Origin of the sequence: Nitrospira sp. (assembly GCA_030653545.1) — a bacterium.
Taxonomy (GTDB): Bacteria; Nitrospirota; Nitrospiria; order Nitrospirales; family Nitrospiraceae; genus Nitrospira_D.
Genome location: JAURZE010000018.1, coordinates 1 through 13976, shown reverse-complemented (window position 1 = coordinate 13976; position 13976 = coordinate 1). Strand labels below are relative to the sequence as shown.

Annotated in this window: 15 protein-coding genes; 14 read left to right on the top strand and 1 reads right to left on the bottom strand. The window is 58.0% G+C overall.

The genetic code is table 11. The features are described 5' to 3' along the window. The 9 genes from Q7U39_06500 to Q7U39_06460 all read left to right on the top strand — a co-directional run. Positions 1-351, top strand: a 351-nt coding sequence (locus tag Q7U39_06500; protein MDO9117588.1) for a hypothetical protein, incomplete at its 5' end; no start/stop codon positions are given. 147 nt (positions 352-498) lie between these two features. Further along, complete coding sequence (locus Q7U39_06495) at positions 499-1017, top strand: hypothetical protein (protein MDO9117587.1); 519 nt, start codon at positions 499-501, stop codon at positions 1015-1017. Continuing rightward, the gene (locus Q7U39_06490) at positions 1014-2399 is read left to right on the top strand and encodes a hypothetical protein (GenBank protein ID MDO9117586.1); all 1386 of its coding nucleotides are present in this window, start codon (positions 1014-1016) and stop codon (positions 2397-2399) included. Before Q7U39_06495 ends, Q7U39_06490 begins: the two co-directional genes overlap by 4 nt. Next, positions 2396-3571: an XRE family transcriptional regulator gene (locus Q7U39_06485; protein MDO9117585.1), complete on the top strand. Its 1176-nt coding sequence runs from the start codon at positions 2396-2398 to the stop codon at positions 3569-3571. Before Q7U39_06490 ends, Q7U39_06485 begins: the two co-directional genes overlap by 4 nt. Then, positions 3546-4178: a hypothetical protein gene (locus Q7U39_06480; protein ID MDO9117584.1), complete on the top strand. Its 633-nt coding sequence runs from the start codon at positions 3546-3548 to the stop codon at positions 4176-4178. The genes Q7U39_06485 and Q7U39_06480 overlap by 26 nt, the downstream gene beginning before the upstream one ends. A 74-nt stretch (positions 4179-4252) precedes the next feature. Further along, a complete protein-coding gene (locus Q7U39_06475) occupies positions 4253-4477 on the top strand; it encodes a hypothetical protein (GenBank protein MDO9117583.1) in 225 nt (74 codons plus the stop codon). Further along, the gene (locus tag Q7U39_06470) at positions 4474-6963 is read left to right on the top strand and encodes an AAA family ATPase (GenBank protein MDO9117582.1); all 2490 of its coding nucleotides are present in this window, start codon (positions 4474-4476) and stop codon (positions 6961-6963) included. Before Q7U39_06475 ends, Q7U39_06470 begins: the two co-directional genes overlap by 4 nt. A 1042-nt stretch (positions 6964-8005) precedes the next feature. Next, positions 8006-8266, top strand: a complete 261-nt coding sequence (locus tag Q7U39_06465) for a hypothetical protein (protein MDO9117581.1) — start codon at positions 8006-8008, stop codon at positions 8264-8266. Further along, complete coding sequence (locus tag Q7U39_06460; protein MDO9117580.1) at positions 8263-8664, top strand: type II toxin-antitoxin system VapC family toxin; 402 nt, start codon at positions 8263-8265, stop codon at positions 8662-8664. The genes Q7U39_06465 and Q7U39_06460 overlap by 4 nt, the downstream gene beginning before the upstream one ends. Before the next feature lie 441 nt (positions 8665-9105). On the opposite strand, the gene Q7U39_06455 is transcribed toward Q7U39_06460, so the two are convergent. Beyond that, positions 9106-9282, bottom strand: a complete 177-nt coding sequence (locus Q7U39_06455) for a hypothetical protein (protein MDO9117579.1) — start codon at positions 9280-9282, stop codon at positions 9106-9108. Positions 9283-9686: 404 nt separating this feature from the next. Here Q7U39_06455 and Q7U39_06450 point away from each other — a divergent pair, with 404 nt between their 5' ends. From Q7U39_06450 to Q7U39_06430, 5 genes are all read left to right on the top strand, one after another. Next, complete coding sequence (locus Q7U39_06450; protein MDO9117578.1) at positions 9687-10787, top strand: Fic family protein; 1101 nt, start codon at positions 9687-9689, stop codon at positions 10785-10787. A gap of 938 nt (positions 10788-11725) precedes the next feature. Continuing rightward, positions 11726-12019: a tyrosine-type recombinase/integrase gene (locus tag Q7U39_06445; protein MDO9117577.1), complete on the top strand. Its 294-nt coding sequence runs from the start codon at positions 11726-11728 to the stop codon at positions 12017-12019. A 209-nt stretch (positions 12020-12228) separates the two neighbouring features. Continuing rightward, positions 12229-12408 carry a hypothetical protein gene (locus Q7U39_06440; protein MDO9117576.1) on the top strand — a complete coding sequence of 60 codons (180 nt, stop codon included), beginning with the start codon at positions 12229-12231 and terminating at the stop codon, positions 12406-12408. 291 nt (positions 12409-12699) lie between these two features. Beyond that, positions 12700-12978 carry a helix-turn-helix domain-containing protein gene (locus Q7U39_06435; GenBank protein ID MDO9117575.1) on the top strand — a complete coding sequence of 93 codons (279 nt, stop codon included), beginning with the start codon at positions 12700-12702 and terminating at the stop codon, positions 12976-12978. A 14-nt stretch (positions 12979-12992) separates the two neighbouring features. Further along, a partial coding sequence (locus Q7U39_06430) for a hypothetical protein (GenBank protein MDO9117574.1) occupies positions 12993-13976 on the top strand: 984 nt, incomplete at its 3' end.

The window sequence follows — 13976 nt, the reverse complement described above, 5'->3', positions numbered from 1 at the left end:
ATGGAAGGGGAGGACATCGAGCTCGAGAGTCGGGTCTTCGAAGAATGGTCTGCGCCTGGGGCACTCTCAAAAGCGTGGGCGCGCGCGGCCGAGGCCGCCGAGTGTGGCGACCTTCGGTTCCACGACCTGCGCCGCTGGTTTTCCTCGACGCTCGAGGACCTTGGGGCTGAAGAGGGCGAGGAGGCCGTGCACCGTGAAGTCGTGAAACATCTCATGGGACACCAGGCCGCAGATGTCCTTGAAAAGCACTACTTGGTACGTAGCAAAGGTTGGTCAAAGAAACTTCGAAAGGCGGTTGACCAACTCGCCGATCGATACGCCGCCTTCCTAAGCAGATCCGCTGATTCTTAATCGGGCTTCCCAGAGGTTCAACAAGAAACGCTGAGCACGATCGATTTGACATTGTCATATTTTTTTAGATATCTTTTTGACATAGCGAGTCGAACAATGAGTGACGGACCGTATAAAAGTCTACCAATGCGAAGGCCGTGGAGGGAATTGGCTAAGCGCGGAGATCAGCGCGTCTACGATTCCGAACAGGTGGCGGAAGCCGCGACTCAAGCACTCGCCAACGATTTCAAAAACGAGGTCTCAGGGCCATTGATCTATGCCCTGAAGGATGTCTTCACGGGTCGCGACAATTCTTTGGGGCTTCCCGAGATCGCGCTACAGCAGCTCGAAGAGGCAAAGGCTCTGGCCGCGGGTTCGGTGTTCGGGATGAACGCCGTCGCCTGGAGTATCCAGCTTGTCTATGAAGGTCGATTGGATAAGCAGGCACTCTACGAGGCCGTGGGCTTCGCCGCGAAGGAACGCGGCTTTGCGAATATGCGGTCGGTGGAAGAGCACTACCTACGCAAGTCGAATCAGCGGCGCGCGAACGATGTAAGAGCAAGGCTGAACAGCGCAATTTCCGGACTGTCGGAGAGCAAACTTGGTTCGATGCTGGTCGACCCTCATCCGGGTGCCGCGCGTGGCCTACGTAAGAGAACCGACCTTAGCGACGGAGTACCGCTGTGAAGAGCACGGCAGAACGGTTTCTCGAGCTCAAGGAATTGACCGTCGATGTTGTCGAGCCTGGTGGGCACCCTCGGAAGGGCGCGCTCGCCTGCAGGCTCGATCGACACATCAGTTTCGACACCGAAATCCTTGAATCCTTTTCATCGACCAACTGGAAGGCCGTTGTTTACGACGCGCTCGTCGTTGCGGCTGCAGTTGAATTCTGCGATCGCAGTCTTGGTCGCAGTGCGATGAACTGGGGACGACGCTTCTACTTGCATGTTCCAGTCCATGACCGTGATAGATGGTCGGATCCTGCCGTGATGCGGACGCTCGTCGACGCATTGAATCTTCTCACGGGCGATGATTGGTCTTTCGAGTTCCGCGGTCGCAAAGCAGGCGCAGCGACGCCTGCCCAGAACCGCATGGAGTTTCCCTCCGACGCCGAGGCCGTCATTGCCTATAGCGAGGGTATGGATTCTTGCGCGGTTGACGGCCTCGAGCGTAAGCGCCTCGGCCATCGGCTCGTCCGCGTGAGAGTGGGAACCAAACGGCATGACATACCGAGGAAGGCGCGCACCTACGTTCCTTTCGCGGCATTGCCTTACAAAGTCAAGCTGGACGGCAACAATGCCGAGACCAGCGCCCGAAGCCGCGGTTTTAAGTTCAGCATCGTAGCAGCGATTGCCTCTTATCTGATCCATGTGCCGTCTGTGATCGTCTCGGAAAGTGGGCAAGGCGCTCTCGCACCGGCGATCCTTCCGGTGGGACAAGGCTACGCGGATTACCGAAACCATCCGGCATTCTCCGTGCTGATGGAGAAATTTGTCAGCACGCTGCTCGAACATCGGCTTCACTACTGCTTTCCGCGGCTCTGGATGACGAAGGGCGAGACGCTGCGCGAGTTCGTCGACAACTGCGGCGAAGATGCAGCAAACTGGGTAAAGACTCGGTCCTGCTGGCAACAGTCGAGGCAGGCGTCCGTATCTGGGACGCGGCGGCAGTGCGGAATCTGTGCGGCGTGCACGTTACGCCGTCTAAGCGTCCATGCCGCCGGCTTGAAGGAGCCTGTGGAGACTTATGTATGGGAGACGCTGAAGGCTCCTACCTTCGAGGAAGGGGCGGCCTCGGAGTTTAATCATATCACGCAAGCCCTGCGCGAGTACGCGCTCGCTGGAGTACTCCATTTCGAGCACTTCGCTTTGGTCCGAGATTCAACACAGTATGACATCCTTAAGCGCCGCGCGACGAACGAACTCGCTCGCGCGCTGTCGCAGCCGTCAGATGTGGTTGCCAACAGCCTCGATCGGCTTCTGCAACACCACGCAACGGAATGGTCGGCGTTCACGAATGATCTGGGACCGTCATCATTCGTGAGGAAATGGATAGATACCGCATCATGACTAAACTAACTCACGAGCTAAGCCCGGCGGAGCTGGGCGAGAGATTGAAAGTCGCGAGAGAGACCGCGAACGTGACCCAGGATGCCGGCGCAAAGGCAGCAGGCATCGCGCGCACGACCCTCGTCGCTATCGAGAAAGGTCAGCGCAGTGCACGCATCGATGAGCTACAAGCACTAAGTCGCTACTACAATGTGTCGGTCAATTCGCTGCTGCGGCGCGAGTCCGTCCATGTGGATCTTGTTCCGCGCTTCCGCTCGCTTTCGGAGACTGGCGACGCCAGTATCGAGCAGGCTGCACGGATGTTAAATGATCTCGTTCGGGCCGAGGTTGAACTCGAAAACATCCTGGGCGTCCAACGGACGCATAACTATCCGCCGGAAAAGTCGATCCTGCCCGGAGACGTGCGTACCCAAGCAGAACACGACGCGCAGAATTTTCGGAACTGGCTTGGGCTCGGCGAGGGGCCGGTGCAGAATCTGTTCGCACTCATGGAGCTTCAGCTCGGAGTGAGGGTCTATAGCCGCAAGCTCGATCCCAAGGTCTCAGGACTGTTTGCATACGACGATGTGGTGGGCGCATGCATCCTGATCAACTCCAGCCACCGCAAGGACCGTAGGATCCAGACCGGAGGCCACGAACTCGGGCATTTCACGGCGACGCGCCGTCAGCCTGAGGTCTATCAGGACGAAAAGTACGAAAATTCGCGCGAAGAACGCTACGCAAACGCGTTTGGACGGGCCTTCCTGACGCCTGCCCGTGCCGTAATGGAGAAGTTCAAAGAGTTGACGACCGGGTCGAGCCATCTCACCCGCCGGCACATCATCCTCCTCGCGCACTTTTTCAGTGTGTCTCGTCAGGCCATGGTCATGCGGCTCGAAAATCTCGGCCTGACGAAGAAAGGAACGTGGGATTGGTTCAAGGATAATGGAGGCATTACCGACGAGCAGGCCCGTCAGGTCCTCGGCTCAGCTGCATACGACACGTCCTCGATCGATACCGCGCAATCATCGCGGCTGTTCTTGCTCGCGATCGATGCATGGAAGAAGGACCTGATTAGCGAAGGCCAAATGTCGGAGATGCTGAAGCTCGGGCGAGCGCAGGTTCGCGAGCTGCTCGACGAAGCGGAGGCGGAAGAGGATGAGGCGGATGACCTTTTCAAGCTGCCTCACTGATAAGGATACTGAGCTCGTCCTCGATTCGAGCGTCCTGATCAACTTGCTAGCGACGGGGCACTCGACCTCCATCTTGAAGGCGTTGGCGGTACCGGTTGTTGTAACCGACAGCGTTATCCGCGAGATCGAACTGGGCGCCGCGAACGGCCGTCCGGAACTCGAGCTGTTGAAGAAGATGATAGGCGACCAAGTCCTGAATGTCAGAGAACTTGAGGGGCATGCTCTGGCAACATTCTTCGAACTCGTATCGGGCAGCGCATCGGAGTCACTCGGCGACGGGGAGGCGGCAACCCTTTCATTCGCACATGTCAACGGTTGCTCTGCGGCGATCGACGAGAAAAAGGCAACGCGGCTTGCGACGAATCTCTTTGAGTCCATGAGGCTTATCACCACCATCGACATTCTCGCGCATGACACCGTGCGAACGTCTCTGGGGGAGGCGATATTGGCCAATGCAACGTTTCAGGCGCTTCGTCTCGCAAGAATGCAAGTACGAGAGCACCAATTCGACTGGGTTGCTCGGCTCATCGGGTCGGAGAATGTTGAGGCGTGTTCGAGCCTGGGACGCTTCGCAAGACGAACTCGGCCTGAAAACTTAAGTGGCTGAAGTGTTGCGCGCAGCGGAAATTCTGGAGAACCGCAAGATTAGAGGGGCTACAGGGGAGAAAGCCGAGGGGCATCATGGAGTTCAAACTCGACAATTCGTTTAACGACAACCTTGCTTTGTTCAAAGCCGAGGCTGAACAGAATGATCCGGAATGTGCGAAGATCCTCTTCGATAACCTGCACCTTCTTGACGTGACTGGCGAGGCCGCGCCTGGGAGAGCGGCTATCGGCAAGTTTCACGAGGCCGTTCTGAACGCGCTCGATGCTCTGCAGAAGGCAGCGACGGGTGACGAGTCATGACCCGTTACTTCTTGGGTGAATTGGCCATCGAGGGCTTCCGAGGAATCAACAATGACGGCGACCCTCTTGTCCTTAGGTTCAAGGTCGACGCTGTCAATTCGATTCACGCGCCGAACGGCGTCGGAAAAAGCTCCATCTTCGAAGCGATCCACTTCGCCATCTATGGCAATGTCCCGCGCCTGAAGGCGCTTCAGGACGCTGAGCAGGGTGACGGCTACGTCGTCAACAAGTTCCATCCCGGCCAACAGGCGACGATCGATCTTATCTTCAAAAGCGATGACGGGACGCCGGATATCACGATCAAGGTAACGCGGGCAGCAAACGGCGCCAGAGTGGTGACGTCGCCGAGTGGGCGTCCACACCCAGAACAGTTTCTCGCAACCCTGCAAGAAGACTTCGTTCTCGTCGACTACGGCCGGTTCGCCAAGCTGATCGACATCTCGGCTTTGGAGCGCGGGCGCTCGTTCGCTTCGCTTGTGGGGCTCAGTCGCTATTCCAAGCTCCGCCAAGCCCTCGATGGCGCGCGGCGTACGCAGAACATCAACAGCGATTTGGGCCTCTCGGCTCTCGATGTGGAGGTGAAGACGAACGAGCGCGCGTTGAGCGCCATCGAACGGCGCATCATCGCCGCTCATGACGAGGTGGCCGGTGCAGGCGGTGCCGCAATCGATAAGCTCGCCGGCGCAAAAACGGCTGTCACCTCAGCCTTGTCCTCGATCGCGCTGCTCAAACCGCTGGTCAGCAGCGAGACCGTAATGGATCTCGACTTTGACGCTGCGGAGAAGGCGATCGAGAAGGAGGAAGGCGGGGAAGCGCGCAGGAAGCTGGACGCGCTCACGACAGCGGTAGCGTCGCTGTCAGCGACCACCGTTGCAGACGCTGACGTTGCTGACATCGAACGACTCGTGGGTCTAGCCAAGAGACGCGACGAAGCCGTCCGCAGTGTGGGCGCTCACGCGCTGCATGCTCTGTTGCGAAATGCACTTGCCGTCGTCACCGGAGCAGACTGGCACGATCCGAATCAATGTCCGGTCTGCGAAGCGAAGGGCGATGGGCCGCTCAAGCCCAAGCTGGAGGCCAAAATCGCGCAGTACGACGCAGCGGTCGAACTTGACGCCGAACTGGTGAACGAGATCGCGACCGCGGCGGGAATCGAAAAGCTCCGCCAACTCGAAGAAGCGGCGGCAATGGCGATTGGCACGGGAGACAGGCTGCATATCGCCTTTGATCTAGCCGCGAAGAAGGGTGAAGTCGCGACCGCGGACCTAGAAAAGATCAGGGAACGGCTCGTAGGCTTGGAGAAGCAGAGGAAGGAGGTGCTGGAACGCGCGCAGCAGGAAGCGGCAACTTTGCAGGGGCAGCTTCCTCCCTCGCTGGTGCAGGTAACGCGCACTCTCAGCTTCGCCAAGCAGTTTCGTGATGCCGTGGTTGAGTTCGAGGCTGCTGCGCCCATGCTAAGGGCGAAACAGGACAAGCTTAAGCTCCTGAACCGCTGGAAGACTTTTATCACCGGGGCCGTCCAAAGCTTCGCTGACGCGGAGGCGGCGCTGGCAAATGAGCGGATTGCTGAAATTCAGACCTCATGTCAAGACCTGTTCGGCCGGTTCGTGCGAGGTGGGCCCGACGTGAAGCCGACTTTGAGTCGCGCGCAGAACAGCGAGAATGTCGATCTCAAGTTGGCGAACTTCTTCGGCCTGCAGGACCTTAGCGCCCGAGCATTGCTGTCAGAGAGCTATCGCAATGCCGTGGCCTCCGCGATCTTCCTGGCAACCGCTATGAAGCACAGCGGCGTGCCACGGTTCATGGTGCTCGATGACGTGACCTCGAGCTTTGATGCGGGGCATCAGTTCGCCTTGATGGACGCGTTACGCACTTTAATGCGGTATGGCGCGGTGCCTGATGGCTTGCAGTTCATCATCTTGAGCCACGACACCAGCCTAGAGAAGTATTTCGACAAGCTCAACGGTACCACAGATTGGCATCACCAGAAGCTGCAAGGGATGCCGCCGAAGGGGCGGCTGATGGTATCCGCACAGGAGGTAGATCGTCTCAAGGCGCAAGCGCAGCAGCATCTCAATGCGGGCCAGATCGACATTGGTGCCCCATTTCTGCGTCAATACCTTGAGTGCAAACTCGCGCAGATTATCTCCAGGTTGGTAATACCCGTGCCGCCTGACTATGCCACCCGTGGAGACAGGCGGACGCTTTCGACCTATATCGAGGCGATCACTGAAGCTGTGACGCTGTATCAAGCGGCGGGCCGTTGCGTTATGTCAGCACAGCAGATCAGTGATCTCCAGAATCATCACGCTCCGTCGATTGTGGGTAACTTCGTAAGCCACTACGAGACGGGGGCCGGCACGCCGTTCAACGCCTATGCCTTGCTCGGTGTGCTTCAGAGCATTGATGATCTTGCCGGGTGCTTCACCTATATCGACCCGACCAATGGTCAGAAGAAATATTATCGCCAACTCGATCGACGTTAGCAGCCGGACGTGTATAGCTCTCGGAAGTAGATACGTCGACGAACTCTGGCATTCTTTCGGAAACCCTCAGGTCTGCGAAGTTAATCGCCTCGTTTTCCTGTGAACGCTGCACTCTCGTAACGGGGACCGAGATCGAGGTTTAGCTCTTCCATCAGGTGAATTCCGATCGGCGTGTGCCGGACTGGCTTGCCTAAGTCGACAATCACTCTTCTCAAAATTTCGAGCGCTTCATCGGTCATCGTCGGCTGGAGTTGTCGTCGTTTCCCGAAGGCAGGTCAACTATTGAGCTGACGACTTCATATGGCCCAAGGGCCTTAGACCGCCTATAAACCGCCTATGGAGCGGTGAGTGGGGAAATGCGTTGTAAGGAAGTGATTGAAAAATTGGAGCGGGAAAAGGGATTTGAACCCTCGACCCTCGCCTTGGCAAGACGCATTAAAGGTAATGATATCAACAACTTAATTATTCTTGGCTTTGCATCAACTCGTAGGTTTTTTCAACACTTACGAAAGGGACCGTCTATATAGACAGTAGGGTTTTTACGACCAACTCCTTGTGTCAGGCACACGTCATCCTTAGGTCCTGATATATTTTTACGCTAGCAAGAATGCATATCCTGGTCAACGCGTGCAGCTGGCGGATGGTCACATGGCCCGTTGGCCACTCCTGAATGGCGATGGTGCCGAATTTTCTGGTTAGCTGATCCACTGTTTCGGGGGACCGTCTGATCTCGGGTGCTATCCTAATTTACCCTGAGCTGTCCTCACGTGAATCAGACTGTCCTCATTTCATCGGCCGCTCTAAATGAGGACAAGATGTAGGTGTGTCCTATTTATCTGCCTAAACGGCCCTCAGTTGACCGATCAGTCTAATGCCATGTCACACGCAATCTGCCCTAATCTGGGATGACGCGTCCTGATCTCAACCCTGGATAGCCTCATGAGAACAGCCCCCGCGGCCCCACGTGTTTTGACGAGCCCGGTTCGCTGCGGTATACTGTGCATCACTGTGAGGCATCTATGATGCATGGAGGCACGACGCCATGAAAGCGATTACGTTACGGAACCTTCCACCCGACGTTGCTCGTACGGTTCAACAGCGAGCCAAACAGAAGAAGACGAGCGTGAATAAGGCGGTCATCGAGTTGTTGGAAGAATCGGTTGGGGGCAAGGGAAAAAAGAAATCGCCGGTCCGCTATCATGATCTGGATCATCTCGCCGGAACCTGGACGAAGGAAGAGGCCGCCGCCTTCGAGGCCCTCATTGCCGAGCAACGCACGATTGATCCAGAGCTCTGGAAATGACCCGGCTGCTTCTGGATAGCTCCGCCTATATCGCGTTCAAGAAAAGACACCCCGAGGTGCTTGAGATCCTTCCTCAAGCCGAAGAGATATGGCTCAGTCCGATTGTCCTCGGAGAGCTTCGCGCGGGCTTTCTCCAGGGCAGCAAACGCGAAAGCAATGAGCGTGAGTTACGAATGTTTCTGGAATCCGCGCGCGTCAGCGTGCTGATCGTGGACGAAGAGACGTCGGAACGGTACGCGACCATTCGCGTGGCGTTGAAAAAGGCCGGCACCCCGGTTGCCGCTAACGATATCTGGATTGCTGCCAGCGCCATGCAGCACGGGCTTCCCATCCTCACCTCAGACCGCGATTTTCAGAACATTTCCCAGGTCATTGTTCGCCACTTTCTCCCCGTCTAGCACGCTACTGCCCTCTTGTCTTCTCGTGCCCACTCCTGTGTCCTCATTTGCCTTTCCAGCTGACCTAATTTGACCTTCTATTTAGACCGTGCTCGAGGCGTCTCCATAACCTCGAATTATTGGCCCTTTTCATAGGTGTTTGAGCGAGATCTCGTCTACTGAGTCTATGGTGCCAATGGAGTAGAACGATGTTTGGTCACACTTTTGTCACAGTATGTGCCCCAACTTTTTGGGAAACTAGCAGCTGTGCCAGACACGGGCTAACGCATCCTCCCACCCGTCAGGCTCATGGTCTCGCACTGAAGGAGGATATCGATGGCTGTGATACGGAGCTCCTCACCAACCCCGCCCCTCTCCGATGAGTTACTCACCGCGAGTGACGTGTCTAGGTTGCTAAAGGATAGCAAGGCATTCGTGTACCAAGCAGCCGATGCTGGTGACTTACCGTGCATCCGGCTTGGCCGGGCCGTCCGCTTTGAACCTGCCGAAGTCATGAAGTTCGTGGCTCGGCACCGTATCGCTGGATAGCCTGGACGGAACGGTCAGGCCGGTCGATGTGAGTAGAAGCCGATCGATTCGGCGTGTTTCTCCCACGATTAGGCCGACGTTACGGGCCATCGGGACCTACTGGTCTTGGTGGCCCGTAACTCTTTGAAATACCATCACAGATCTCGTGTCGTCGCCCTCGTCACGGATTTGCCGATCATGCACCATCGTAGGCCTTCGTCGTGCTGGTTTTGCTCCGTCTGGCAGGTTTTCTTGGAAAGTCTCTTCCTGTTCTCTGATATCCGTATCGCTGTGATGATCGGGAACGGTTGCGCTGCTGTTTCCCCATCAATCCATTACCACTCTCTCCCGTGAACCTGTACAGTCCGCAGTCGGCTCGCCTGCCGCGACCAGCCTGAACCGCGAAGAGTCATCGCCGTGATGCGAATCACTCCTTATTTGCATCACTACATGATGCGAATATATTGCAGCGTGATGCGAATAATGCTACATTCGCATCATAGTATGAGGTGAATATGTATATCTGGGAACGTCCTGATTGGCCACACTTCCGCTGGGACGCGGCGCAGCTGCTAAATCCATTAGCTGAAGCGCATCTGAAGCAAGGTCGACTTCTCGGTCGAATGGCCGGTCTAGGCTTCGAGGTCCGCCTGGAAGCCGAACTCGGGGCGGTCACCGAAGAGGCCATCACCAGTTCGGCTATTGAAGGGGAGCAACTCGATCCAGCCAGCGTCCGTTCCTCCGTCGCCCGCCGGCTGGGTGTCCCGGGCGCGGCCCTCGGCCCCGAAGATCGGCATGTGGAGGGCATGGTGGCCATGATGCTCGATGCCACACGTGACCTTGAGACGCCACTCACCCGCGAACGATTGTTTGGGTGGCAGGCGGCGTTGATCCCGACCGGCTATTCGGGAATCCGTAAGATCAAGACGGGTAGATGGCGCGACGACGCCGGTGGTCCGATGCAAGTGCTCTCCGGTCCAATCGGCCACGAAAAAGTCCATTATCAGGCCCCCCCTGCTGCGCGAGTTGAGGCCGAGATGCAGACCTTGTTCGCCTGGATCAATGCACCGCTGACTGTCGATGGAATCGTCCATGCGGCGATCGCCCATTTATGGTTTGTCACGATCCATCCGTTCGAAGATGGCAATGGACGCATCGCACGAGCCCTCGCAGAACGGAGCCTGGCCCGTTCCGAAAAGTCCTCACAGCGATTCTATAGTCTTGCGAGCGAGATCCGCCGGGAACGGCCCTCCTATTACGCGTCCCTCGAAGCCGCGCAAAAGGGAGAGTTAGAAATCACCCCACGGCTGCTCTGGTTTATCGCGTGCGTCTCAAAAGCCATTGATGCCGCAGAAATCGGGCACGCGGCTGTCCTGCGCAAAGCCAATTTCTGGCAACGCCATGCGGACGTCATCCTGAATGAACGGCAGCGGAAAGTACTGAACCGCTTTCTCGACGGTTTTGAGGGCAAGCTTACGGCACGGAAGTGGGCAGCGATGGCGAAGTGTTCCATGCCGACCGCCCAGCGCGATATCAAGGAATTACTGGACGCTGGGATGCTCATCCGCAACGAAGGTGGGAGCAAAAATACGAGCTATGATGTGGCACTGTCCTAGATGCTGATCCATCCGCCTGGATCGGTGCCGCCTCACGAAGTCCTGGCAACCTTTCCAACACTAAATACGCATCTGATCTTCGACCGGGTTGAGACTGGCAGGAGAATATCGCCATTGCGTTCTCGCCTAACCTGCTAATCTCTGCTGTTGGGAAAGTCTCCATTGGATTCAGGAATATGAGTGGGGGCGCGAGGCCTTTTCTTCCCTCATTGCATCTTCGAGAAATGCCACCTGAAGACCTCGCGGCCCGCCTCGCAAACCCCCAGGATTTTCGAGACATCAGACTGGTATTGACCGGGACCGCCGCCATCAGGAGCACATGGTCTTGGACGGTAGAGTCCGCCATCCACCCACGTTCTGGTTTCAGCGACACGAGCCTCTGCCCGGCTCGCCTCAGGACGCCAGTCGACATGGGAGGTTGGGGACCACCAGAACGCAGAGGGGAGCCACACGCCGCCCCGCCGGCTCCACGATCAGACTCCTGGAGCGGCCCCCGAGCCAGGCCGCAGTCTCCGGTCGGTGATGACGATTGTCGGGCGGATCGCGTTCGGTGTCTCCCGTGAGTCATCCGCGGCGTCCTGGTCCGGCGCCGGCGGGCCATCCGCCTGACCATCGTCCTCTGAAACTCCCTCTGGGCTGACCCCTCCGCCTCCACAAGGCACATGATCGCGACCGTGATCTCGCCTTCGCCGAAGAGCTCCCAGCCTCCTCCGTGAGAACCGGCTGGCGGTCACCACCCAGGTGCACCAGGGGCTCGAGCCAGCACTTCCCTGAAGACACTGCCAACACGGGGGGCCATCTGGCACGGAACGCAACGCCCACGGAGTGTCCGGTCATCACATACTGGTAGTCGAGAAAGGAGGGAATTGGGCGATCGGCTGTGAACCGCCCGTAGAAAGGCGACAGTCTCACACTACACTTCACCAAAGGAGATCTTCATGGAATCCTATGCACACACGCCTCCTGATGACCTGCCCTCCTTCTTGGAGCGGATTCGGACGCACTATCCGTCTGTCTATCTGGCCCTCAAGCTTGCGCTGGCATCCGGCCTGCGCCGGGGCGAAGTCTTACGGTTGAACGGGCAGTCGGTGGATGTGCAGGCCTGGACAATGCGCCTCCCGTCACGCAAGAGCACGACGATGCCCACGCGGGACGTGACGGTGTCGCCCGCGCTGGCGAGCGAACTCCGCCGCTATCGGTCTGCGAAGCGGCGCGCGCGCCGGCTGCGCTAACACACGGGTGCAGCCGGCCCCACGAGGCTGCCGACTTGGCGGGCCATCGGACGACTCGGTCGCGATGGCCCTGCCGCCCGTTGGTGCGGTTGCCGGACGACCGGTCTCGTTCAGTCGCTGCTCCCAATCGACGGCGGGGACCACGCGTTGGCCTTAGGCGAGGTGGAATGCTTGAACGAAACACCCAACAACAAAAAGGAGAACACCCTGTGATTAAGCCATTACCGGATGGACGGTTTCGCGTGGTTGTGAGTTGTGCGGACAATAAGACCCGATGGCGGATTTGCGCGCATGAGGGCACTGCCAAATTCTTCGAAGCGATCTTCGTGGCCGGCTGGTTTAATCGGTTCACGGCTGCGCCACGCCGTCCGCGTATCAGACGCTCATAACGGGGGATCTTGACGATCATGCCTCCGGTCGGGAGAGGGCCCTGACTGGTTAGCCGCCTCGCCGTCTCCGTGACGGTGGTTCGTGGGTTTGCCCCGCGTCATCTTCTCCCTCAGTTGCCATCAGTCTGGTGAAGGGACGCGACCTCGTACGGAACGGGGTCGCGTCCGACACCCTCAAACACTGCCAGCACAGGGGTGCATCTGGCACGGAACGCTACCCCCATTCCCCCTCGGGCCAACACAGACTGTCTCTAGCACGCGTCATTCTGCCGCGTGAGAAAGGAGTCTGTGATGTCTTACGAACCTGTGTCGAGTCCGTTTCTCACCTTAAAGGAAGCTGCGGTGCTGCTTCGCTATAGCGCGAGCAGCCTGTACAACCGGCGTGATATTCCCCGCCACAAAATGCCGGGGTCCAAGGATTGGCGCTATGACCGTGAACAGCTGATTGCCTGGGCCAAATCCGCCGCCCCCCAGCGGTTAGAGCCGAAGCCCGAGCCATCCGCTGTCTCACCCGCGATGCCTCCGGAACCCCGGAAGGTTCCGCGTCACCGCACCTCACGTTATCGATAAGGAGTGTCCCTGCCATGACGTCCCGCCGTTCGAACGCCACCCTGCCTCCTGCCGGCACCTCGTCCGGCAATGCCACCCGTGTGGATCCCCAGCTTCAACGCTCGAAGTACAAAATTCGTCGCCGGCCGACGAAGACCCGTGGGATCGCGATCGACATGGAATATTGGTACCGGGGGGAACGCTATCGGCCCACCTTAGGCTACGATCTCTCAGTCGACGCTATTGATAAAGCTGCTTCCGAGATGGTCGTGAAGATTCAAAACGGGACCGCCTCCGGCCAGATCGCTACGCCTCCACGCGGGGGGATGACGATGGCCGAGTTCAAGCCGGCGTATCTGTATGAACTCCGTGAACGGCAGGTCGCGGACATTCATCGGGCAGAAAAGGTCACCGATACCTATCTCATTCCTCACTTCACAATGCCGTTTGGAGACCTTCGCTATAGCGATGGGCAGGAGTACATTAAGAAGCGACGCGCGGCGAATCCCCGTCCGAGTGACGGCACCATCGCACGTGAATGGTCAATTCTGAACTCATTGCTCAATTTCGCAGCACAGGTTGGGGAAATTCCGTCGAATCCCCTGAGCGCAATCACCGCTCCTGTGAGCGGGGCCCGCGATCGGATGCCTGAACCGGAGGAGATCGCCAAAATTTTTGAACTTGCCACCGCACGGTTACGGCGCGCGGCGTGTGTAGGCATGAATACCGGACTCCGTGGGGAAAAAATCTGGATCATTCGGCGGAGCATGATTGTGTCGAGGACGGACGGACCATGGCTCGAACTGCCACCTCCTCGCAGCAAGAAGAAAGGGAATCCCACGCTCCTACCGCTGAATCGGCATGCGTATGCTGCCCTGATGGAAGGGGAGGACATCGAGCTCGAGAGTCGGGTCTTCGAAGAATGGTCTGCGCCTGGGGCACTCTCAAAAGCGTGGGCGCGCGCGGCCGAGGCCGCCGAGTGTGGCGACCTTCGGTTCCACGACCTGCGCCGCTGGTTT